14 protein-coding genes are annotated in these 22,513 nt (G+C 73.7%); 7 read left to right on the top strand and 7 right to left on the bottom strand.

Annotated features, from left to right (window positions below; genetic code table 11):
• Window positions 1–57 precede the first annotated feature (57 nt).
• The 4 genes from AC0OO9_RS19005 to mfd form a co-directional block, all read right to left on the bottom strand.
• Window positions 58–1,677 (bottom strand): DUF885 domain-containing protein, encoded by a 1,620-nt coding sequence (locus AC0OO9_RS19005; protein ID WP_484511369.1) that lies wholly within the window; start codon window positions 1,675–1,677, stop codon window positions 58–60.
• A 22-nt stretch (window positions 1,678–1,699) separates the two neighbouring features.
• The gene (locus tag AC0OO9_RS19000; RefSeq protein ID WP_484511368.1) at window positions 1,700–2,671 is read right to left on the bottom strand and encodes a nucleoside triphosphate pyrophosphohydrolase; all 972 of its coding nucleotides are present in this window, start codon (window positions 2,669–2,671) and stop codon (window positions 1,700–1,702) included.
• A 2-nt stretch (window positions 2,672–2,673) separates the two neighbouring features.
• Window positions 2,674–3,444 carry a hypothetical protein gene (locus AC0OO9_RS18995; RefSeq protein ID WP_484511367.1) on the bottom strand — a complete coding sequence of 257 codons (771 nt, stop codon included), beginning with the start codon at window positions 3,442–3,444 and terminating at the stop codon, window positions 2,674–2,676.
• A gap of 136 nt (window positions 3,445–3,580) precedes the next feature.
• Complete coding sequence (mfd, locus tag AC0OO9_RS18990; RefSeq protein WP_484511366.1) at window positions 3,581–7,231, bottom strand: transcription-repair coupling factor; 3,651 nt, start codon at window positions 7,229–7,231, stop codon at window positions 3,581–3,583.
• 151 nt (window positions 7,232–7,382) lie between these two features.
• Here mfd and AC0OO9_RS18985 point away from each other — a divergent pair, with 151 nt between their 5' ends.
• Together AC0OO9_RS18985 and AC0OO9_RS18980 are read left to right on the top strand one after the other, a co-directional pair.
• The gene (locus AC0OO9_RS18985; RefSeq protein ID WP_484511365.1) at window positions 7,383–8,282 is read left to right on the top strand and encodes a helix-turn-helix domain-containing protein; all 900 of its coding nucleotides are present in this window, start codon (window positions 7,383–7,385) and stop codon (window positions 8,280–8,282) included.
• Window positions 8,283–8,621: 339 nt separating this feature from the next.
• Entirely contained in the window at window positions 8,622–9,548 is a 927-nt protein-coding gene (locus tag AC0OO9_RS18980; RefSeq protein ID WP_484511364.1) for a cyclase family protein, read from the top strand.
• 42 nt (window positions 9,549–9,590) lie between these two features.
• Here the strand turns inward: AC0OO9_RS18980 and AC0OO9_RS18975 are convergent, their stop codons facing one another.
• Window positions 9,591–10,631, bottom strand: coding sequence for a S66 family peptidase (locus tag AC0OO9_RS18975; RefSeq protein ID WP_484511363.1), 1,041 nt, complete (start codon window positions 10,629–10,631; stop codon window positions 9,591–9,593).
• Window positions 10,632–10,745: 114 nt separating this feature from the next.
• Here AC0OO9_RS18975 and AC0OO9_RS18970 point away from each other — a divergent pair, with 114 nt between their 5' ends.
• The 3 genes from AC0OO9_RS18970 to ppc all read left to right on the top strand — a co-directional run bounded on the left by AC0OO9_RS18970 (window position 10,746) and on the right by ppc (window position 15,422).
• Window positions 10,746–11,402, top strand: coding sequence for a hypothetical protein (locus AC0OO9_RS18970; RefSeq protein ID WP_484511362.1), 657 nt, complete (start codon window positions 10,746–10,748; stop codon window positions 11,400–11,402).
• A 67-nt stretch (window positions 11,403–11,469) separates the two neighbouring features.
• Window positions 11,470–12,507 (top strand): hypothetical protein, encoded by a 1,038-nt coding sequence (locus AC0OO9_RS18965; protein WP_484511361.1) that lies wholly within the window; start codon window positions 11,470–11,472, stop codon window positions 12,505–12,507.
• Window positions 12,508–12,635: 128 nt separating this feature from the next.
• Window positions 12,636–15,422, top strand: a complete 2,787-nt coding sequence (gene ppc / locus AC0OO9_RS18960; protein ID WP_421457275.1) for a phosphoenolpyruvate carboxylase — start codon at window positions 12,636–12,638, stop codon at window positions 15,420–15,422.
• 148 nt (window positions 15,423–15,570) lie between these two features.
• On the opposite strand, the gene AC0OO9_RS18955 is transcribed toward ppc, so the two are convergent.
• Both AC0OO9_RS18955 and AC0OO9_RS18950 read right to left on the bottom strand, forming a co-directional pair.
• Entirely contained in the window at window positions 15,571–16,341 is a 771-nt protein-coding gene (locus tag AC0OO9_RS18955) for a hypothetical protein (protein ID WP_484511360.1), read from the bottom strand.
• 101 nt (window positions 16,342–16,442) lie between these two features.
• The gene (locus tag AC0OO9_RS18950) at window positions 16,443–17,603 is read right to left on the bottom strand and encodes a hypothetical protein (RefSeq protein ID WP_484511359.1); all 1,161 of its coding nucleotides are present in this window, start codon (window positions 17,601–17,603) and stop codon (window positions 16,443–16,445) included.
• Between the two features lie 186 nt (window positions 17,604–17,789).
• Here AC0OO9_RS18950 and AC0OO9_RS18945 point away from each other — a divergent pair, with 186 nt between their 5' ends.
• Together AC0OO9_RS18945 and AC0OO9_RS18940 are read left to right on the top strand one after the other, a co-directional pair.
• Complete coding sequence (locus tag AC0OO9_RS18945) at window positions 17,790–18,968, top strand: DNA recombination protein RmuC (RefSeq protein WP_484511358.1); 1,179 nt, start codon at window positions 17,790–17,792, stop codon at window positions 18,966–18,968.
• 162 nt (window positions 18,969–19,130) lie between these two features.
• Window positions 19,131–22,400, top strand: a complete 3,270-nt coding sequence (locus tag AC0OO9_RS18940) for a S8 family serine peptidase (RefSeq protein ID WP_484511357.1) — start codon at window positions 19,131–19,133, stop codon at window positions 22,398–22,400.
• The last annotated feature ends 113 nt before the right edge of the window (window positions 22,401–22,513 follow it).

Genomic DNA, 22,513 nt, shown 5'->3' with positions numbered 1-22,513 from the left:
GCCCGCAGCGCTTGCCTCAGCCCAGGGGCGGTGCCACAGCGCGGACGACCAGTTTCGTCACACGCCGAGCAGGGTTCGCAGGTGGCGTGGGGGCGGGCAGTCGTGGGCGAGCATCGCGTCGTGCCACTCGCGTACCGCCACGCCGGCCGGGCGGGCGGCGGCGATCGCGGCCACCTCGCTGTAGCCGACGAAGTACGTCGAGAGCTGCGTCGAGGTGAGCAGGGCGCGCCGCCACTTGCCGGCCGCCTCCCCCTCCTCCTGGAAGCCCCGCCCCGTCATCAGCGCCATCGCCTCGGCCTCCGGCAGCTCCTCGCAGTGCACGAGCTGGTCCAGCAGCGCGTTGATGGTCATCCGGAGCTGCATCTTGAGCTGCTGCAACCGCACCGGCAGGCCGCCGAAGCCGAGGCCGGCCATCAGCTCCTCCGTGTAGACCGCCCAGCCCTCGATGAAGGGGCCCGACTCGGTCAGCGCGCGGACCCGGGTGGGGCCGACGTGCCGGCGGGCGTGGGCGAGCTGGAGGAAGTGCCCCGGCATCGCCTCGTGCACCGTCAGGTTGCGGATCATGTGGTCGTTGTACTCGCGGTAGAACGACTCGACCCGGTGCGCGGGCCACTCCGCAGGGGTGGGCGCGATGCAGTAGAAGGTCGGCACGTCCGCCGTCTCCAGCGGGCCGGGCGAGTCGCAGTAGGCGACCGCCACGCCCCGGGCGAACTGCGGCATCTCCTGGATCACGCACGGGTCGTCGACCAGGGTGATCAGGTCGTGGGCGCGGACGAAGTCGGTCGCCTCGTCCAGGGTGACGGAGGCCAGGTCCACGATGGTGTGGTCGTCCGGGTGCTCGGCGGCCAGCAGGTCCAGCGCCCGGCGTACCGTCTCGTCGTCGGCCGGACCGCCGACCAGCTCGACGGCCGCCGCACGGATCTCCCCGCCGACCCGGTCCAGGTTGGCCCAGGCCCGGCGCTGGATCTCGGCGGCGCCCAGCTCCGTGTCGAGGGTGTGCCAGAGCCGCGCCTCCCAGCGGCGACGGCCCAGCCGCGGGTCCCGCCCGGGGCCGGCGTCGGCGGCCAGGCCCTGACGCAGCCACGCGACGAACTCCTCCAGCGCCGCGATCGCCGCGGTGGCGGCCGGCTCGACCCGGTCGTGCAGGGCGGGGGCCTGCGCGAGCAGCGCCGGCACCTCGTCGCGGATGAGCGCCGCCGTGCCGGTGAACTGCCCGACCGCCGTCTCGGCGTGGACGCGCGGCATGTCGCGCAGCGTCGCGCGCGCGGTCGCCAGCGCGTCCGGTACGGCGGCGAGCCGACCCGCCAGGCTGGTCAGCCGCACGTCGGCCGGGGCGAACGGGCGGGCGAGCAGCGCGTGCAGCAGCGGCCCGGGGTTGTGCCGCAGCGGGTCCCACTCGTGCGCGCGGATGTCGCCGGACTCGAACAGCTCCCGGTCCACGAACGAGGTGAGCAGCGCGTGGTCGACGCGCTGCTCGACGTCCAGGGCGTCCGGGTCCAGCTCGGCGAGCGCGTCCGCCGCCTCCCTGAGCATCGTCCGGTCGGCGGCGACCGCCTCGGCGGAGAGGTCCGGCAGCCGGTCGTCGTAACGGTGGTCGCCGGTGGAGGTCGCGACCCCCGGCCGGCTCTCCAGCAACGCGTCGACGATCCGCTCCGCGAGCGGCACAAACGATTCCACCCGCCGACCCTACCGGGTCGGCTCAGGCCTTTTCGGCCGCGCGGACCGCGTCCGCGTAGGCGAGGACGGCGCGGCGCAGGGCCGCCTCCGGGTCCAGGCCCGCCTCGCGGGCCGCCGCGACCGTGGCGAGCAGGCCCGCACCGAGGCGCGCCTCCGGGTCCACCTGGGAATCCGCGAGTGGCGGCGGTACGGCGAGGCCGACCCGCCCGGCGCGCTCCAGGATCTTGGCGGCCAGGGCGAGGGCCGGCTGGCTGAGTGCGATGCCGTCGAGCACCGAGTCACGCGCCTTCTCGGCCCGCTTGATCCGCTCCCAGCTGGCCTCGATCTCCTCCAGCGTGCCGGCCTGGGCGTCGGCGAAGACGTGCGGGTTGCGCCGGACCATCTTGTCGACCAGCCCGCCGGCCACGTCGTCGACGGTCCACCGCTGCTCCTCGGGCAGCTCCTCGGCGAGGCGGGCGTGCAGCACCACCTGGAGCAGCACGTCGCCCAGCTCCTCGCGCAGCGCGTCGGTGTCCCCGGCGTTGATCGCGTCGTACGCCTCGTAGCACTCCTCGATCAGGAAACCGGCGAGGCTGCGGTGGGTCTGTGCGCGCTTCCAGGGATCGCCGCCGGGAGAGGCCAGCCGGTCCATCACCGCCACCGCGTCGAGCAGCCGGGCGCCCGGCGGATCCCAGGAGCCGTACATCAGCTCCAGCTCGGCCAGGCCGGGCTCGCGGGCCAGCCGCAGGCCCAGCTCGCGGGCCAGCGACTCGTCGCCGGCCGGGCCGGCCAGCCACACCGCGACGCCGTGCGACGCCGCCGCGTCGAGCAGCGCCTGCGTCGCCCGGCCGTCGGTCACGGTGACCTCGGCGCCCGCCGCGCGGACCGCCGTCGTCAGCTCGCTCTCCGCCCCCGCCAGCACCGGATGCCGGCGTACGACGTCCCACGCGGCGGCGGTCAGCAGCCCGGCCGGCAGCCGGGGCGAGGTGACGAGCAGGACGATCCGCGCCGGCATGCTCAGCTGTGGGTCTCGCCGGCCGCCTCGGGCGCGACGGTGGGCAGCGGGTCCGGAGTGGAGACGTCGGTGACCCCGTCGGAGCCGGCCTCGCCCAGCGGCACGCTCACCGCAGGCGCGTTGCCGGAGAAGCTCAGCACCGGGAACTCCAGCGGGCGGTAGCGGGGGTTGACCGTCACGTCGTACGCGGCGACCGCCTCGGCCAGCGACTTGCGGGTGGCCAGCGCGCCGCGCAGCTGCTCGCCGTCGAGCTGGCGGGCGGCCGCCTCGTCGGGCACGTCGGCCGGGATGGCGCCCGCCTTGCGGCCCGCCGCCACCACGTCCGCCAGATCCTGCGCGGTCGGCTCGGCCGGCGCCCCGGTCGGCACCCCCGACAGGCAGTTGTAGAGCTCGGCGGACTGGCGCACGAAGCCGGTGTCGGGCGACAGGCTGAGCTGCTGGGCGACCTGCTCCGGCGCGACCTGCCCGCGCGGCTGGTAGTTCTTGTCCGCGGAGAGCCGCTCGCAGACCTCGGCCAACACCAGCATGCTGACGATCTGGCCGCGGTCGGGCAGCTGCGGCACCTGCGCCGGGGGCTGCCCCTCGGGCGCCTCGGGCTGCCCGGTCGGCGTCGGGTTCTTCGCCCGCAGGTCGTCGACGATCCCGGTGACGGCATCCTCGGTGATCCGCAGGTCGCCGACGTAGGCGGCGACACCGGGCTCGGCACGGCAACCGGAGAGGGCGACGAGGCCGAGCGCCACGCTGGCGACGGCGACAAGACGGCGAGCACGCATGTCGGTCACTCTCTCATGCCGCCCGGGGCGGCCGTGACACCGCCCACCGGTCTCCCGGCCCGCCCGCCCCGTCGCGCGGAAGGTCCCCACCCCCTGCTCACCCGCCAGCTGCCGGTCAGCCGTCGTCGACCGCCACTCACCGCGCGGCGGCTCCCGCCGTCGCCGGCTCGCCTAGGACGTCCTTCAACAGCTGGGCGCACCACTCCAGCAGGGCCTGGTCGCGCAGCGGCTCGCCGCCCACCCGTCGGGTGCTCGGCCGGGGCACGCTGACCTGGTCGAGCGCCTGCTTGTAGACCGAGTCCGGGTGGTAGCGCTTGAGCCGCAGCTGCTTCGAGTCGGGCAGCGGCAGCGGGCCGAACCGGATGTGCTTGCCCTGCATCGAGACGTCGGTCAGGCCGTAGCGGCGGGCCAGCAGCCGGAACCGGGCCACGGCGACGAGGTTCTGCACCGGCGCGGGCGGCTCGCCGTAGCGGTCCGTCATCTCGGCGACCACCTCGCGCAGCCGGTCGGCGTCGCGGGCCTCGGCGAGCTTGCGGTACATCTCCAGGCGCAGCCGCTCCACGGCGACGTAGTCGTGCGGCAGGTGGGCGTCGACCGGCAGGTCGACCTTGACCTCGGTCTCCTCCTCCGGGCGCTCGCCCTTGAACGCGGAGACCGCCTCGCCGACCATCCGCACGTACAGGTCGAAACCGACGCCCTCGATGTGCCCGGACTGCTCGCCGCCGAGCAGGTTGCCGGCGCCCCGGATCTCCAGGTCCTTCATCGCCACGTACATGCCGGCGCCCAGCTCGGTGTGCTGGGCGATGGTGGCCAGCCGCTCGTGGGCGTGCTCGGTGAGCGGCTTCTCCGGCGGGTAGAGGAAGTACGCGTACGCCCGCTCCCGGCCCCGGCCGACCCGGCCGCGGATCTGGTGCAGCTGGGCCAGGCCGAGCAGGTCGGCCCGCTCCACGATCAGGGTGTTGGCGTTGGGGATGTCGATGCCGGACTCCACGATCGTGGTGCAGACCAGCACGTCGAACTCCTTCTCCCAGAAGCCGACCATGACCTTCTCCAGGGCCTCCTCGCCCATCTGGCCGTGCGCCACCGCGACCCGCGCCTCTGGCACCAGCTCGCGCAGCTTGCGGGCCGTCCGGTCGATCGACTCGACCCGGTTGTGCAGGTAGAAGACCTGCCCGTCGCGGAGCAGCTCGCGGTGGATGGAGGCGGCCACCTGCCGCTCGTCGTGCGCGCCGACGAAGGTGAGCACCGGATGCCGCTCCTCCGGCGGGGTGGCGATCGTCGACATCTCCCGGATGCCGGTGATCGCCATCTCCAGGGTCCGCGGGATCGGGGTCGCCGACATGCTCAGCACGTCGACCGAGGCGCGCATCGTCTTCAGGTGCTCCTTGTGCTCGACGCCGAAGCGCTGCTCCTCGTCGACGATGACCAGGCCGAGCGACTTGAACCGGGTGGCCGCCTGGAGCAGCCGGTGGGTGCCGATGACGATGTCGGCGGTGCCCGCGGCGGCCATCTCCAGGGCCTGCTCCGCCTCCTTCGGCGTCTGGAAGCGGGAGAGCTGCCGGATGGTCACCGGGAACTGGCTCATCCGCTCGGCGAACGTGTTGTAGTGCTGCTGCACCAGCAGCGTGGTGGGCACCAGCACCGCCACCTGCTTGCCGTCCTGCACCGCCTTGAACGCCGCCCGGACGGCGATCTCCGTCTTGCCGTAGCCGACGTCGCCGCAGATCAGCCGGTCCATCGGGACGGTCTGCTCCATGTCCCGCTTGACCTCTTCGATCGCCGCGAGCTGGTCCGGCGTCTCCTGCCACGGGAAGGCGTCCTCCAGCTCCCGCTGCCACGGCGTGTCGGGGCCGAAGCTGTGCCCCTTGGACGCCTTGCGGGCGGCGTAGAGCTGGATGAGCTGGGCGGCGATCTCCTTGACCGCCTTGCGGGCCCGGGCCTTGGACTTCTGCCAGTCCGAGCCGCCCATCTTGTGCAGGGTGGGCTGCTCGCCGCCGACGTAGCGGGAGAGCTGGTCGAGCTGGTCGGTGGGGACGAAGAGCCGGTCGCCGGGCTGGCCGCGCTTGCTCGGGGCGTACTCGATGACCAGGTATTCGCGGGAGGCCCCGTTGACGGTGCGCTGCACCAGCTCGACATAGCGGCCGATGCCGTGCTGCTCGTGCACGACGTGGTCGCCGGCCTTCAGCTCCAGCGGGTCGATGGTGTTGCGCCGCCGGCTCGGCATCTTGCGCATGTCGCGGGTCGAAGTGCCCCGCCCGCCGGTGACGTCGTTGCCGGTGAGCAGCACGAACCGGGACGCCTCGTCGACGAAGCCGCCGGTCAGGCTGCCGCAGGCGACCAGCACCTCGCCGGGGGCGGGCGCGGTCGGGATCTCCTCGGTCAGCCGCGCGCCGAGGCCGGCGTCGCGGAGCACCTCGACCGCCCGCTGGGCGGGGCCGTGCCCCTCGAAGACCAGCGCGACCGACCAGCCCTCGCCGGTCCAGCGCTTGAGGTCGTCGACCACCCGGGCGGTCTCGCCGTGGTAGAGCGGGGCCGGCTGCGCGGAGAGGGTCACCGCGATCGCGTCGTCGGGGGTGACGTCGTACGCCTCCGGCCCGTCCTCCCAGGGCTGCCGCGCCGGGGCGGCCTCCGCCTCGGCCAGCCCGAACGGCGACAGCGTCCACCAGGGCTGGCGCAGCTTCGCCGCGACGGCGCGTACGTCGCCCAGGGTCCGGAAGGCGGCGGCGCCGAGGTCGACGGGGGCCTGGCCACCGACGGCGGCCGCGGCCCAGCTCGCCTGGAGGAACTCGTCGGAGGTACGCACCAGGTCGTGCGCCCGGGTGCGGATCCGCTCCGGGTCGCACAGGATCACGTGGGTGCCGGCCGGCATGGCGTCCAGCAGCAGCTCCATCGAGTCGGCGCCGATCAGCGCCGGGGCCAGGGACTCCATTCCCTCCACCGGGATGCCCTCGGCCAGCTTGTCGAGGATCTCGGCCAGCTCCGGGTGCTCCTCGGCGAGGGCGGCGGCCCGCTTGCGCACCGACGGGGTGAGCAGCAGCTCCCGGCACGGCGGCGCCCACAGCTGCGGCACCTGCGCGATGGTGCGCTGGTCGGCGACGGCGAAGGTGCGGATCTCCTCCACCTCGTCGCCCCAGAACTCGACCCGGGACGGGTGCTCGTCGGTGGGCGGGAAGATGTCGAGGATGCCGCCGCGCACGGCGAACTCGCCCCGCTTGGTGACCAGGTCGACCCGCCCGTACGCCATGTCGGTCAACCGGCGGGCGACCTCCTCCAGGTCGGCCTCCTGCCTGGCGGCGAGCTGCACCGGCTCCAGGTCGCCGAGGCCCTTGAGCTGCGGTTGCAGCAGCGACCGGACGGGCGCCACGACCACCCGCAGCGGGCCGGTGCGACCGTGCGCGTCGGCCGAACCGGGGTGCGCCAGCCGGCGCAGCACGGCCAGCCGACGGCCGACCGTGTCGGAGCGGGGCGACAGGCGCTCGTGCGGCAGCGTCTCCCACGACGGGAAGACCGTCACCTGCTCGGGCGGGAGCAGGCTGCCCAGCCCGGCGGCCAGGTCGTCGGCCTCCCGCGTGGTGGCGGTCACGGCGAGCACCGGACGACCCGCGCCGCCGCCCGGCCCGCCGTCGCCGGCCTGGTCGGCGGCGACCGCCGCGACCGCGAAGGGGCGCAGCGCGGGCGGGGCGGTGATGTCGAGGCCGTCGACCTGCGCGGCACCGGAGCGCGCCAGGTCACGTGCCCGGGCCAGCCCCGGGTCGGCCAGGGCGGCGGAGAACAGACCGGTGAGCATGAGATCACTTCCAGCGGGAGGACACGACGATCACCCCTCGTCCGGCTGGACGGGGGGCCACCGGTCGACACTATCTCTCCGGTCGGACGAACCACCCCCGCGTAGGTTGGATCGTCGACAATCGGCGCAGGGCCACCCGGGGGGAGAACGGATGCCTGAGGGAACCGGCAGCGATCCACGCCGCAAGACCACGCCCGGCCGGTGGCGGGTGCTGGGTCACCCGGAGGGCATCCTGATCTACGAGGTGCGCTGCATCGTCGAGAGCCACGGCTGGACCGAGCCCGCCGTCGAGAGGTTCCACAACCTCATCCTCGGGCGGTCGGGGGCCTACCGACGGCGGCTCAACGGTCGTACGACCTTCTCGGACGCCACCTCCGTGCTGATCACCCGGCCCGGCGACGAGATGTCCGTGTCCCACCCGTTGGGCTGCGGCGACTCGTACACCTGCGTGCAGGTCGACCCGGCGGTGCTGGCCGGGCGCCCGGACGGGGCCCGCTGGCTGGAGACCGCCGGCTGGGAGGGCACCTCCGACGCGTCACTCGACCTGGCACACCGGATGCTCATCGCGGAGTTCCGGCGGGGACTGGACCACTTCGAGATGACGGAACGGCTGCACCGCTTCCTCGACGGGGTGCTCAGCCGTACCGGTGCCCTGGACGAGCCGGGGACGGACCTGGCACGGGCGGTCAGCCGGCGGCCCGCCACCCAGGCCGCCCACCGTCGCCTGGCCGACCGGGCCCGCGAGGTGCTCACCGCCGGCGACTACTCGCTCGGCCTCGACGAGGTGGCCCGCGAGGTGGGCGCCTCCCCGCACCACCTGAGCCGGGTGTTCCACCGGGTCACCGGCAGCAGCCTCACCGCCTACCGGAACCGGCTGCGGGTCCGGGCGGTGCTGGACACCCTCGCCGAGTCGGACGAACGGCCGCTGCGCACGGTGGCGGCGGAGCACGGCTTCGCCGACCAGGCCCACCTCACCCGGGTGGTCCGGGACCACGTGGGCCACCCCCCGGCCCACCTGCGCCGACTCCTCACCCACACCCGACGGCCCTGACCCCGCCCTCACCCCCCACCCGCCGTCCCTGCGTTCGGGCCGGGTCGGCGGGGTCTGAGTCGGCGGTCAACCGAGCATCGATGTTCAAGACCCGGGCCCGCCCGGCGGCCGAAGATGGAATCCGTCAGCCGGGATCGAGCCGCCGGATCGCGGTCGCGGGGTGCGCGGACCTGTTCGGGGAGGCCCGCAGCTCCACCCGGCTGCAACCTCGGCGACGGCGAGGCGCCGTCGCCGCCCGCCGGTGGTGCCGTACACCCCCCTGTACGGCACTCCGGTGGGCGCGGGGCGGCACGCTCGAAGGATCTTGACGGGGATGGCCGGCCGTGATCGGCTGCGCTGATGGGCAACCAGTGGCGGGCACAGTTCGACGCGGAGGTCACCTTCGCCAACGGCGGCGGGCTGCGGACCGACGGCTTCCGTCTGGACATCCCCGGCCGCGACATCACCGACGAGGAGCTGGCGGCGCTGTTCGTCCGCCACCTCGGGCTGCTGATGGTGGCCGAGGTACGCATCACCGGCCGGACGATCATCGAGGAGCCGCACAAGGGCGGCCGGGGTGTGGCCGCCGGGGCCGGCCCGGACGACGGTTCCCGGCGACGGCTGGTCGAGCTGAGCCACGTCGTCACCGACGGCATGACCACCCTGCCGGGCTGGCCGGCGCCGCGGATCACCGAGTGGCTGACCCGGGAGGCGTCCCGCGCCAACTACGCCCCCGGCACCGAGTTCCAGGTGGGGCGCATCGACATGATCGCCAACACCGGCACGTACGTGGACACGCCCGCCCACCGCTTCGCCGGGGGCGCCGACCTCGCCGGCACCCCGCTGGACCGCCTCGCCGACCTGCCCGGCGTCGTGGTCCGGGTACCGGCCGGCACCCGCGCGGTGGACCGGCTGCTGCTGGCGCCGTACGACGTCGCCGGGCACGCGGTGCTGCTGCACACGGGCTGGTCGGCGCACTTCGGCACGGACCGGTACGGCGCACCGGAGGCGCCCTACCTCACCGGCGACGGCGCCCGGACCCTGGTCGAGGCGGGCGCCGCCCTGGTCGGCATCGACTCGATCAACGTCGACGACATGAGCCCGGCGGCGGCCGGCGAGCGACCGGCGCACAGCGCCCTGCTGGCCGCCGGCGTGCCGATCGTGGAGCACCTGACCGGGCTCGACGCGCTGCCCCCGACCGGCTTCCGGTTCACTGCCGCCCCACCGATGGTGGCCGGCATGGGCACCTTCCCGGTACGGGCCTTCGCGGTCCTCGATCCCGCCTGATCGACGACCAGCAGCCTGCCACCGGCACCACGGCCGGGTGGGTCAGTAGCGGACCGAGATCTGTCGGGTGGTCGCGTCGATGCGGATCTCGCCGCCGTACGGGACGATCAGCTGCGGGTCGGTGTGGCCGAGGTCGACGTCGAAGACCACCACCGCGTCGGGGCGGTAGGCGGCGAGCGCCCGGGTCACCGCCTCCCGCTGCGCCGCCGCCCAGTCCCGCCGCTCGTCGGGGGTGTGCTGCCGGGTGAAGTCCCACGCCTTCGGCCGGCCGACGAGGACCGCCGGGAAGCCGGCGAGCAGGCCGCGCTCCCCCATGTTGCGCATGATCCGGAACACCTCGGTGGCGGGGGGCAGCTCCTCGGAGGTCTCGACCATCAGCACCGACCCGGCCAGGTCCCCGGCGGCAGGGACCCGGTCGGCGGCCAGCAGCCAGTGCAGGATCTCCAGGTTGCCGCCCCAGGTTCGCCCCTCGATGACCGTCGACGGCCCCTGCCAGCGCCAGCCCTCGCCCGGGAGCATCTCCGGCTCGTCGGCCAGCGTCGCCGGGTCCTGCCAGTCGTTCGGCCGGTCGCCCCACTGCGGCGCGGGCGTGAGGTCGTACCAGCCGGAGGTGAAGAGGGCCGCGCGCAGCGAGTCGAAGGTCAGCGGGTGCGGGCTGCCAGGCCGGCCGAGGTGCACGAGCACGGACCCGCCGTGGTACGACACGACGCCCAGCCGGTACAGGTGGTTGAGGACGTTGGTGTTGTCGGAGTAGCCGAAGTACGGCTTCGGGTTGGCCCGCAGCACGGCGTCGTCGAGGTGCGGGGTGACCGTGATCAGGTCGTCCCCGCCCACCGTGGCGAGCACGGCGGCGATCGTCGGGTCGGCGAAGGCGGCGGTCAGGTCCCGGGCCCGGTCGCGCGGGTCGGCGCCGAGTACCCGGGTGGTCGGGTACTCCACCGGTTCCAGGCCGAACTCCTCGCGCAGCCGGCGCAGCCCCAACTCGTACACGTGGGGGAAGAGGGCCGGCAGGCCGGCGGACGGTGAGACGACCGCGACCCGGTCTCCCGGTCGGGGCTTGGGGGGATAGTTCGGCGACGTCATGATCGGACGCTACCGACCGGCTCCACCGGTTTTCCGCTGCTCCGACCCGTCGGGACGCTGGCGGACGGCCTCTAGGCTGGCCCCGCCGAAGTTGATCGAGTATTCGGAGGCCGCGTGAGCACCCCCGCCGGACATCCGCCGCAGCCCTTCCACCACGGCCCACCGCACGGCGGCCCGTGGGCAGGCCCCGTGCCGCCGCCGGTGACCAGGCGCATCCCGGAGGACCAGCCCTTCGTGGTACGGCCCAACGTCGCGAAACGCGGCCTGCTGATGACGGGGGTGGTGCTGCTCCTCATCCTCCCGATCGCCTGCTGCGCCGGTCTCGGCATGGTGAACTCGTCCGATCCGCAGCTGCGTTCCCAGTCCGTGGTCGCGATCCTCGGCGTGGTCGGCTGCCTGCTGGCCCTGGTCGCCCTGCCGCTGGGGATCCAGCTCTGGCTGATCGGGTCCGGCGGCCCGGTGCTGGCGCTCGGCCCGGCCGGGCTCTGGATCCGCACCCGGCCGACCCGGGGCCAGGCGATCTGGCTGCCGTGGGAGGGCGTCGCGCGGATCTCCCGGCGCCGGTGGAGCCTGGAGAAGATGCTGGTGGTCACGCCACGCGACGCGCGGGTGCTCCAGCACCTCGGGGCGTTCACGGCGCTCGACAGCGCGACCCTGAGCGCCTTCTACGGCTCGGGGCTGGTCGCCACGCTCAACTTCGCGGACCGGTCCGAGGCGGAGATCATGGCGGCGGTCGCCCACTACAGCGCGGGCCGCTGCCAGCTCACCTGATCGGCGGTTGTCCCGGGCGGGCGCGGAAACACCACATACCGGGCACGGGCCGCCCTAGGCTGGCGGCGTGGACCAGGAGATGCGCGACGGGCTGCCGCGTACCGCCGCGCTGCTGCTCGGCACCCTGGTGCTCGCCACCGCGTTCATCACCGCGTACGTCGGCGCGCTGCACCGTCCCACGCCCCGCGACGTGCCGGTCGGGGTGGTGCGCGGCGACCAGAAGGCACAGGCCGTCCTCGCCGCCGTACGCAACCAGAGCGGCGCCCTCGACGCCGTCGAGTACGCCGACCCGCGCGCCGCCGACGACGGTCTGCTCACCCGCGAGGTGTACGGGGTGCTCGCCAGCGGCGCCGAGGGCGGACTGGTGCTGACCATCGCGAGCGCCGCCGCGCCGGCCGCCACCGACGTCGTCGTCCGGGTCCTCGACACCGCCGCCCGGCAGGCGGAGCTGCCCCTGCGGGTCACCGACGAGGTGCCGGTGGCCGCGACCGATCCGCGCGGGCTCGTGCCGTTCTACCTGGCCGTCGGGTACGTGCTGGGCGGCTACCTCGCCGCCACCGTGCTCGGCCTGGGCAACGGCACCGCCCCACGCAGCCTGCGCCGCGCCGGGCTGCGGATCGCCGCGCTGGCCGGCTACAGCCTGGTGCTCGGGGCCGCCGGCGCGATCGTGGTGGGACCCGTCCTGGACGTCTGGGACCACGACCTGGTCGGCGTCGCCGCGAGCGGGTCGCTGGCGGTCCTCGCGGCGGCGATGATCGCCTCGGCGGTGCAGGGCTGGCTGGGGCTGTTCGGCACCGGGCTGGTGATCCTGCTGCTGGTCGTGCTCGGCAACCCCGGTTCCGGCGGCATCTACGCCCCCGAGTTCCTGCCGACCTGGCTGCGTGGCATGCACCGGTGGAACGTGCCGGGTCTCGCCACCGACCTGCTCAAGTCCGTCGTCTACTTCGACCGCCGGTCGACCGGCTGGCCGATCGCCGGGCTCACCATCTGGACGGCGCTGGGCGTGGCGGGTGTGCTCAGCGCCACCCCGTTCCAGGCCCGCCGTCGCGCGGGCCGACGCCCCGCACCCGGCCCCACCAGCGCAGATGCGCCTGGCGCCGGCTGAGATGCCAGGAAGGGCCCTTTCCTGTACCGCAGACGATTGCAAGGGTCCCCTCCTTCCCGGCGGGGGACGCGGATACGATCCAAGGAGTCGGACAGCGCTGTCCTTCGTACTCGCGTAAGGAGCGCATCGTGACCGACCAGCACGACCACGACGGCCCCGACGCCGCCCTGCGGGCCGACATCCGCCGCCTCGGCACCCTGCTCGGGCAGACCCTCGCCCGCCAGGAGGGCCGGCCGCTGCTCGACCTCGTCGAGGAGATCCGCGCCCAGGTGCGCTCGGACGCGCCCACCGCCGCGCAGCGCCTCGCCGGCCTGGACGTCACCACCGGCACCAAGCTGGCCCGCGCCTTCTCCACCTACTTCCACCTGGCCAACATCACCGAGCAGGTGCACCGCGCCCGGGAGCTGCGGCGCCGCCGGGCGGTGCAGGGCGGCTGGCTGGACCAGGCGGCCAAGATGATCGCCGAGCGCGGGGTGCCGGCCGAGGAGATCGCCGCGGCGGCCCGGCGGCTGGCGGTACGGCCCGTCTTCACCGCCCACCCGACCGAGGCGGCCCGCCGGTCGATCCTGTCCAAGCTGCGCGCCATCGCCGACGAGCTGGACACCGAGACCGCGAACGCGATCCTCTACGGCGCCAGCGACGAGGGCCCGGCCAACCGCCGCCTCGCGGAACTGCTCGACCTGATGTGGCAGACCGACGAGCTGCGGCTGGACCGGCCGGACCCGACCGACGAGGCCCGCAACGCCATCTACTACCTGCGCGACCTGTACGCCGAGGCCGCCCCGCAGGTCCTCGACGATCTCGCCGACACGCTGCGCACCCTCGGCGTGGAGACCTCCCCGACCGCCCGGCCGTTGTCCTTCGGCACCTGGATCGGCGGCGACCGCGACGGCAACCCGTTCGTCACGCCGGCGGTGACCCGCGAGGTGCTGACCATCCAGCACGAGCACGGCATCGCGGCCACCGAGCAGGCGATGGACCACCTGATCGACGAGGTGTCGGTGTCCCGGCGGCTGCGCGGGGTGTCGCTCGACCTCTCCGCGAGCCTCGCCGCCGACCTGGACGCGCTGCCCGAGGTGGCGGCCCGGTTCCGCCGGGTCAACGCCGAGGAGCCCTACCGGCTCAAGGCCCGCTGCGTGAAGGCGAAGCTCGCCAACACCCGGCAGCGGCTGCGCCAGGGCACCGCGCACGTGCCCGGCCGGGACTACCGCGGCTCCGCCGAGCTGGTCGCCGACCTGGAGCTGCTGCGCGCCTCGCTGGCCCGCAACGCCGGCCAGCTCACCGCCGTGGGCCGGCTCGCCTCGACCATCCGTACGGTCTCCGCGTTCGGGCTGCACCTGGCGACCATGGACGTCCGGGAGCACGCCGAGGCGCACCACGCGGTGCTCGCCCAGCTCTACGCGGCCGTCGGCGAGGTCTCCGACTACCCGTCGCTGAGCCGGCAGGAACGCACGAAGCTGCTCGCCGACGAGCTGACCGGTCGCAGGCCGCTCTCCACGCTGGACACCCCGCTGACCGAGGCGACCCGCAAGACGTTCGACGTGTTCGGCACCATCCGCGAGGCGCAGGACCGGTTCGGCAGCGAGGTCATCGAGTCGTACATCGTCTCGATGACGCTCGGCGTGGACGACGTGCTCGCCGCCGTGGTGCTGGCGCGCGAGGCCGGCCTGATCGACGTGCACAGCGGCCGGTCCCGGATCGGCTTCGTGCCGCTGCTGGAGACCCCGGCCGAGCTGAACACGGGCGGCGAACTCCTCGACGAGTTGCTCTCACTGCCCGCGTACCGGGCGCTGGTGGCGGCGCGGGGCGACGTGCAGGAGGTGATGCTGGGCTACTCCGACTCCAACAAGGAGGCCGGCATCACCACGAGCCAGTGGTCCATCCACCGGGCCCAGCGCGCGCTGCGCGACGTGGCGGCCCGGCACGGCGTACACCTGCGGCTGTTCCACGGCCGCGGCGGCACGGTGGGTCGCGGCGGCGGGCCCACGCACGAGGCGATCCTGGCCCAGCCGTACGGCACCCTGGACGGCGCGATCAAGGTCACCGAGCAGGGCGAGGTCATCTCCGACAAGTACTCCCTGCCGTCGCTGGCCCGGGAGAACCTGGAGCTGACCCTGGCCGCGGTGCTCCAGGCCACCCTGCTGCACACCGCGCCCCGGCAGCCCGCCGAGATGCTGGAACGCTGGGACGCCACCATGGAGCTGGTCTCCGACTCGGCCTTCCGGTCGTACCGGTCGCTGGTCGAGGACCCGGACCTGCCCGCGTACTTCTGGGCGTCGACGCCGACGGAGCTGCTCGGCGCGCTGAACATCGGCTCCCGCCCGGCGAAACGGCCGAACACAGGGGCCGGGCTCGCCGGGCTGCGCGCCATCCCGTGGGTGTTCGGCTGGACCCAGACCCGGCAGATCGTGCCCGGCTGGTTCGGGGTCGGTTCCGGCCTGGCCGCGGCCCGCGAGGCGGGGCTGGAGGACGTGCTGGCCGAGATGCACCGCAACTGGCATTTCTTCCGCACCTTCCTGTCGAACGTCGAGATGATGCTCACCAAGACCGACCTGAGCATCGCCCGCCGCTACGTCGAGACCCTGGTGCCGAAGAAGCTCCACCCGATCTTCCACAAGATCGAGCAGGAGTACGAGCTGACCAAGCAGGAGGTGCTGGCGGTGACCTCCTCGCCGGCCCTGCTGGAGAACTCCCCGGTGCTCCAGCGCACCCTGGCCGTCCGCGACACGTACCTGGAGCCGCTGCACCACCTCCAGGTGGCCCTGCTGCGCCAGTACCGGGAGTCCGGGGCGGCGGGCCGGGCGGTGGCCACGGCACCGGGCGGCCGGCGTGCGCCGAGCGACGGTACGGCGCTGGAGCGGGCGCTGCTGACCACGGTCAACGGCATCGCCGCCGGCATGCGTAACACGGGCTGAGGTGTAAGGAAGGGCACCTTTCCGCGCTTCCCGCAGCGGAGGGTGCCCTTCCTTTACGTCGCCGCCGAGCCGGCCAGCGCCGCCGGTGCCGGTCGTGCCGTTGGTGTCGGTCGTGCCGTCGGTGTCGGTCGTGCCGTCGGTGTCGGCCCTACCAGTCGCCGCCGCCGAAGTCGCCGCCCCCGAAATCTCCGCCGCCGCCAAAGTCACCGCCGCCGCCAAAGTCACCGCCGCCGCCGAAGTCACCGCCCTGCTCGCCGAAGCCGGTGCCGTCGCCGAAGCCCTCCTGGTAGCCGGCCTCGTAGCCGTACCCTGGGTCGCCGAAGCCGGGCGAGAAGAGCGCGTCGGCGATCAGCACGCCGCCGAGGACACCCGCGCCGGCGCCCAGTGCGGTCTTCCACCACGGGGTGGAGTACCAGCCCGCCGGCACCGGCCGGCCCTGGTAGCGCCCGCCCGGGTAGTAGTAGGGGGTGTCGCGGCCGGGCTGCGGGCCGGCCTTGAAGGTCTGCCCCTGCACGTCGACCTGACGCTCCCGGGTGAGCTGCCCGGCGCCCTGCGCGGCGGCCAGCGGGGGCAGCTCGGGGCCGGGGTCGATGCCGAGCGCCACCCGGGCCGCCCGGGCGTAGGTCAGCCCCTCCAGCGAGGTCTCCCGGGCCAGGCGATACTGCTCGACGCTGCGGGCCTGCTCCAGCTGGCTGCCGGCCGCGTTGTAACGCTCGCCGGCGTCGACCAGCGCCTGCCGCACGGCCGGGTGGTCGCCGTGCAGGTTCATCACCTGGCCGCCGAGCCGCTCGTACCAGCGCTGGGCGTCGGCCCGCGCGTCGGCGAGGCGGCGCTCCGCGCGGGCGGCGCTCTCCCGGCGCCACCAGACGACCGCACCCACCAGCAGCACCACGAGGATGAGCAGCGGCAGATATCTCATGTCTGCGACGTTACCCAGGCCAGGCCAGCACCACGCCTCCGATCGACGCAGCTCGGCGGCGCGGGTCGGGCAAGGGCCGGGGCGGGCCGGGCCGGGCCGGGCTAGTGTCGCCGGTCGAGGTTCCACACGACGGCGTGCACGTCGCCGCCGGTGGCCGCCAGCTGGCCGGCGACGAGCCCCCGGTCGTTGACGAAGCCCACCCGGCCGCCGGAGCGGCCGAGATCCAGCGGGCCGAGGTCGACGCTGCGGCCCCGTGCCCAGGCCACGCCGTGCTTCGCGCCGCTGGCGACGGTCGCCTCGCCGACCACGGTGCCGGCGGCGTTGATCGCCATGGCCTGGCTGTACGAGCCGCCGAGGGTGCCCAGATCGGTGACGACGCCGTGGTGCCACCGCACGGCGCGCATGTCCGTCGGGGTCTGCGCGCTGCCGGCGACCTGCCCGCGCCCGTTGACGCCCACCGGGTAGCTGTCGGTGCCGCCGAGGGTGCCGAGGTCCGTGAAGACACCGTCGTACCACAGGAAGGCGTGCCATCCGGAGCCGTCGACCCGCATGGTGCCGACCACCTGGCCCCGGTCGTTGATGCCGGTGGCCATGCTGGTCGAGCTGGTCGGCGGCGTCAGCCGGACCAGCCTGCCGTCGCGCCACAGCGCCGCCTCGGTGCTGGCCCCGTCCGCGCTGTTGGTGAAGCCGACGACGTCGCCGCGGTCGTTGATGGCCGCCGCGAGGGTGTCGCCACCGCGACCGGGCAGGTCCGTGCTGATCCCGTTGCGCCAGCGGAACGCCCGGCCGTACTGGCCGCTGTCGTCGGTGTGTCTAGTGCCGATCACCTCGCCGCGCTCGTTGACGCCGACGGCCGAGGACGGCCCGTGGACGGCGGAGAGGTCGGTCATGACGCCGTCGCGCCACCGGAACGGCCTGGTCCGCCCGTCGGCCAGGACGGTGGTGCCGACCACCACGCCCCGCTCGTTGACGGCGGCGCCGTGGCTGTCCGTGCCCAGCGTGCCCAGGTCGGTCAGGGTCCCGTCCCGCCACACGAACGCATGGATGCGGCCGTCGGCGGTCTGGCTGTCGCCGAGGACCAGCCCGGAGTCGGTGAGCCCGACGGGGACGCTCCAGTCGCCGCCCAGCGTCCCGAGGTCCCGCCAGCCGATGGTGCCGCCGGGCGGCGCGGCGACCACCGCGACCGGCGCGGCGAGGCCGGCGAGGAGGACTCCCGCCGCCGCCGCGACGAGTGTCCGTACGGGACGCAACCACCCAGCCATGCCGTCTCCCTCCGAGTCCCTATCGTCACTCTGAGCCATGTCGCCGCTTCCTGTCTGCCCCGGAACGGCCCCACCCCGCCACGCCGCTCGGCACGATCGGCCACAACGTCCATCCGCGACAAAGGCGGCGGGTGCGACGAGAGCGGCACGGCGGCGCGTGGCGCGCCGGTCTGGCAAGCTCCGGGGGTGGACTTCTCGACGCTGGCCGTGGTGATCGTCTGCCTCTCCGCCGGGGGCGCGGCGGGCTGGTACGCCGCCCGGACCCGCTCGGCGACCGAGATCGCCCGGCTGGACGCCACGCTGCGGGCAACCCGGGAGGGCGAGGGGCGGCTCGAACAGTCCATGCGGGCGCTGAGCTACGAGGCCACCGCGCAGTCCCAGGAGGCGGTGGCCCGCGCCGTCGCCCCGCTGCACGACACGCTGCGCCGCTACGAGCAGCGCGTCGCCGAGCTGGAGCACGACCGCGTCGACGCGTACGCCGAGCTGCGGGAACAGGTCCGGGCAATGAGCACGGTCTCGGGCGAGCTGCGTACCGAGACGAAGCAGCTGGTGGCGGCACTGCGGGCACCCCAGGTGCGGGGCCGCTGGGGCGAGCACCAGTTGCGCCGGATCGTCGAGGCGGCCGGCATGCTGGAGCACTGCGACTTCTCCGAGCAGGTCACCGCCGCCACCGACCACCAGGGGGTCCGTCCCGACCTGGTGGTCCGGCTGCACGGCGGCCGGTCGGTGGTGGTGGACGCCAAGGCGCCGTTCGACGCCTACCTGACAGCGATGGAGGCCCGCGACGAGCGGGGCCGCGACACCCACCTCGACGCGCACGCGAAACACCTGCGCGCGCACGTCGACGCGCTGGCCGCCAAGACCTACTGGGCCGCGTTCGACAGCACGCCGGAGTTCGTGGTGCTCTTCGTGCCGGCCGACCCGTTCCTCGACGTCGCGCTGCAACGCGACCCGACGCTGCTGGAGCACGCGTTCGCCCGCAACGTGGTGCTGGCGACCCCAGCCACCCTGATTGCACTGCTGCGTACGGTCGCCTACTCGTGGCGGCAGGAGGCGCTGGCGCGCAACGCGGTCGCGGTGCACTCGCTGGCCCGCGAGCTCTACGGGCGACTGTCGACCCTGGGCGAGCACGTCGGCAAGCTCGGCTCGTCGCTCGGCGGCGCGGTGACCGCGTACAACCGGGCCGTGGGGTCGTTGGAGGCGCGCGTGCTGGTCAGCGCCCGCAAGCTCGCCGAGTTGGGGGTCTCCGACCAGGAGCTGGCCGCGCCCGCGCAGGTCGAGCTGGCGCCCCGTCAGCCGCAGGCCCCGGAACTGCTCGGAAACGCCGAGGCCGGGGCGCCGACCGGTCGGTCGGCACTGGACTGACGGCCGATACCTATCATCGCCGATGTGACAATGGACGCTTGCCCATGTCACGAAGTGGTCACAACGAACTCCACGGTAGTGACAGTGACCAGCGGCAGCGCGAAGGATTCGCCTCACGCGTGCCCTGCATCTGAGGGCCCTGTTCTCTGGAGGAAAGAGAACGTGAGCAAACCCCGAAACCTGAGCCGGCGGACCTCCGCCGCGCTCTTCGCGTCGGTCGTGGCGGCCAGCGCGGTGACGGTGGCCGGTGGTGCCGCCACCGCGAGCGCCGCGCCGACCGCCGCACCCGACGCGTCCCAGGCCACCCCTGTGGAGGCGCTGGGCTCGCACGACGCCAAGCTGCTCGCCGAGGCGGAGGCGAAGAAGGCCCCGACCGTCACCCTGATCGTGGCCACCAAGAAGGGCGAGGCGAAGGACGTCGCCGCCGACCTCAAGAACCTGGGCGCGGCCGTCACCGAGCGGTACGACAGCATCGGCTACGTCCTGGCCAAGGTCCCCACCTCCAAGGTGGTCAAGGCGGCCACGCTGCCCGGCGTCTCCGCCGTCGACCTGGACGAGACCATCCAGCTGCCCGACCCGACGCCCGAGGTCGCCCCCTCCGGCAGGAAGGCGGCGAAGCAGGCCACGACGCTGGCCGGCCCCGGGGCCGACACCCCGGCCGCCAACCCCTACATGCCGACCAACGAGATCGGCGCGGTCGACTTCGTCGCCAAGAACCCCCAGTGGGACGGTCGCGGCGTCACGATCGGCATCATGGACTCCGGTGTGGACCTCGGTCACCCGGCGCTGCAGAAGACCACCACGGGCGAGCGGAAGATCGTCGACTGGGTTACCGCGACGGACCCGTTCGAGGACGCCACCTGGCGCCCGATGCTCACCGAGGTCACCGGGCCGACGTTCACCTCCGGTGGCGCGACCTGGAAGGCCCCGGCGGGCACCTACCGGTTCAACCGGTTCAGCGAGTCGATCACGGCCGCCAGCGACCCGGCGGGTGACGTCAACCGCGACGGGGACCGGACCGACACGTTCGGCATCCTCTACGACCCGGCCACCCACAACATCTGGGTGGACGTCAACCAGAACAACGACTTCACCGACGACGCCCTGATGCGGCCGTACAAGGAGAAGTTCGATGTCGGGCACTTCGGCACCGACAACCCGGCCACCCCGGTGGTCGAGCGGATCCCGTTCGTGGTCGAGTACCGCGAGGACGTGGACACCGCCCCCATCGGCGGTCCCGGCCTGGTGGACTACGTCAACATCGGCATCGTCGAGAGCACCCACGGCACCCACGTCGCCGGCATCACCGCCGCCAACGACATGCTCGGCAACGGCGCCTTCGACGGTGCCGCGCCCGGCGCCAAGCTGGTCTCCGCACGGGCCTGCTCGTGGGGTGGCGGCTGCACCTACGCCGCCCTCACCACCGGCATGGCCGACCTGGTGATCAACCGCAAGGTCGACGTGGTCAACATGTCGATCGGCGGTCTGCCGGCGCTGAACGACGGCAACAACGCCCGCGCCGAGCTGTACAACAACCTGATCACCACCTACGGCGTGCAGATGTTCATCTCGGCCGGCAACTCCGGCCCGGGCCTGAACACCATCGGCGACCCGTCGGTGGCCGCCAACGTGGTCAGCGTCGCGGCGAGCATCAGCAAGGACACCTGGCTGGCCAACTACGGCTCCGCGGTGAAGACGAAGAACGCGCTGTTCAACTTCTCCTCCCGGGGCCCGCGTGAGGACGGCGGCATCAAGCCGAACATCGCCGCCCCCGGCTCGGCCATCTCCACCGCCCCGACCTGGCAGGCCGGCAACGCCGTCCCCGAGGCCGGCTACCTGCTGCCCCCGGGCTACGCGATGCTGAACGGCACCTCGATGGCCTCCCCGCAGGCCGCCGGCGCCGCCGCGCTGCTGCTGTCGGCCGCCAAGGCGACCGACAAGGGCGTCACCCCGGCCGCGCTGCGCCGGGCGATCTACAGCTCGGCCAAGCCGATCAAGGACGTCCCGACGTACGGCCAGGGCTATGGCATGTTCAACGTGCCGGGCGCGTGGAAGCTGCTGCGCAAGGGCGTGGAGACGCGCTCCTACACCTCCGAGGCCCCGGTCTGCACCGTCCTGTCCGGTCAGCTGGGCACCCCGAACCTGGGCACCGGCCTCTACAACCGTTGCGCATCCACCGAGGGTGGGCAGCGGATCGGCCAGTCGAAGAGCTACCAGGTCAAGCTCACCCGCACCAGCGGGCCGGCCGGCACCGTGAAGCACAACGTGGGTCTGCGCGGCAACGACGGCACCTTCACGGCGCCGAAGACCGTCTCGCTCCCGCTGAACAAGACCGTCACCGTCCCGGTCACCGCCAAGCCCGCCACCGCCGGCGCGCACGGCGCGATCATGACGATCGACGACCCGGACACCTCGGTGATCGACTTCGAGGTCTCCACCGTCGTCGTCGCCTCGAACGACGTGAAGAAGCCGAACTTCTCCTTCTCGGCCGAGGGCTCGGTCGACCGGAACGGCTTCACCTCGTACTTCGTGACGGTTCCGCCGGGCACGGGCGCCCTCCAGGTGAACCTGTCGGGCATCGCCACCGGTTCGCAGACGCGGTTCATCGCGTTCAACCCGTACGGCGTCCCGGTGGAGAGCACCTCCAGCCTCGCCTGCTACACCAACTTCTCCGACGCCAACGCCTGCAAGCCGCAGGAGCGCGACTACCAGAACCCGATCGCCGGGGTCTGGGAGATCGAGGTGGAGTCCCGTCGGACCTCGCCGTCGCTGAACAACCCGTTCCAGCTCACGGCGCGGGTGCAGGGTGTCGCGGTCGAGCCGGCCGTGGTCGAGCTGCCGTCGGTCACCGCCGGTGCGGCGACCCCGGTGACCTGGTCGCTGACCAACACCTTCGGCCCGGTCGCGGTGACCGGTCAGGGCGGTCCGCTCTCCAGCGTCCACGCTGAGCGGCCCACCATCGCCGAGGGCTCGTCGCAGGAGTACACCGTGGAGGTGCCGGCGGGCGCGACCCGCTTCACCGCCCGGATCGGCAACCCGGCCAGCGCCGCGGCCGACCTCGACCTCTACGTCTTCCGTGGCGCCACGGAGGTCGGTCGGGCCGCCGACGGCGACTCCGAGGAGGCCGTGACCATCAACAACCCGCCGGCGGGCACCTACCGGGTGGTCGTCGAGGGTTACGCGGTGGACGGGGCCGGTGGCAGCACCGCCTACGACTACCGGGACTCGTTCTCCGCGGCGGCGCTGGGCAGCCTCTCGGCGCCCGCCACCCCGCTCAACCTGGCCCACGGCGCCACCGCCACCCTCACCGGTACGGTGACCGCCCAGTCCACCCCGGTCGCCGGTCGGGCGCTCTTCGGTGAGCTGTCCGTGGTGACCACCGAGGGCGCGGTCGTCGGCCGCGGTGCCGTCTCCATCGGCGCCGTGAACTGACCCGTCCCGCACCGGAACACCGGAGCCCGTCCCCACCCGGGGGCGGGCTCCGCCCGTTGCGGTGCCCTCCGTCGCGACGCAGGAGGCTCGGGCCGCCCGACGCGGCCACGGGC

This window comes from Micromonospora sp. USAFONa4, from assembly GCF_057197825.1.
The sequence above is the reverse complement of the archived record's forward strand: the minus strand, read 5'-3'. Positions and strand labels throughout refer to the sequence as shown.

Bases quoted from the DNA above. Each gene is read 5' to 3' on its own strand.
- AC0OO9_RS18995 (WP_484511367.1), bottom strand. From the start codon at position 3,444: ATGCGTGCTCGCCGTCTTGTCGCCGTCGCCAGCGTGGCGCTCGGCCTC.
- AC0OO9_RS18975 (WP_484511363.1), bottom strand. From the start codon at position 10,631: ATGACGTCGCCGAACTATCCCCCCAAGCCCCGACCGGGAGACCGGGTC.
- AC0OO9_RS18955 (WP_484511360.1), bottom strand. From the start codon at position 16,341: ATGAGATATCTGCCGCTGCTCATCCTCGTGGTGCTGCTGGTGGGTGCG.
- AC0OO9_RS18985 (WP_484511365.1), top strand. From the start codon at position 7,383: ATGCCTGAGGGAACCGGCAGCGATCCACGCCGCAAGACCACGCCCGGC.
- AC0OO9_RS18980 (WP_484511364.1), top strand. From the start codon at position 8,622: ATGGGCAACCAGTGGCGGGCACAGTTCGACGCGGAGGTCACCTTCGCC.
- AC0OO9_RS19000 (WP_484511368.1), bottom strand. From the start codon at position 2,671: ATGCCGGCGCGGATCGTCCTGCTCGTCACCTCGCCCCGGCTGCCGGCC.
- mfd (WP_484511366.1), bottom strand. From the start codon at position 7,231: ATGCTCACCGGTCTGTTCTCCGCCGCCCTGGCCGACCCGGGGCTGGCC.
- AC0OO9_RS18950 (WP_484511359.1), bottom strand. From the start codon at position 17,603: ATGGCTGGGTGGTTGCGTCCCGTACGGACACTCGTCGCGGCGGCGGCG.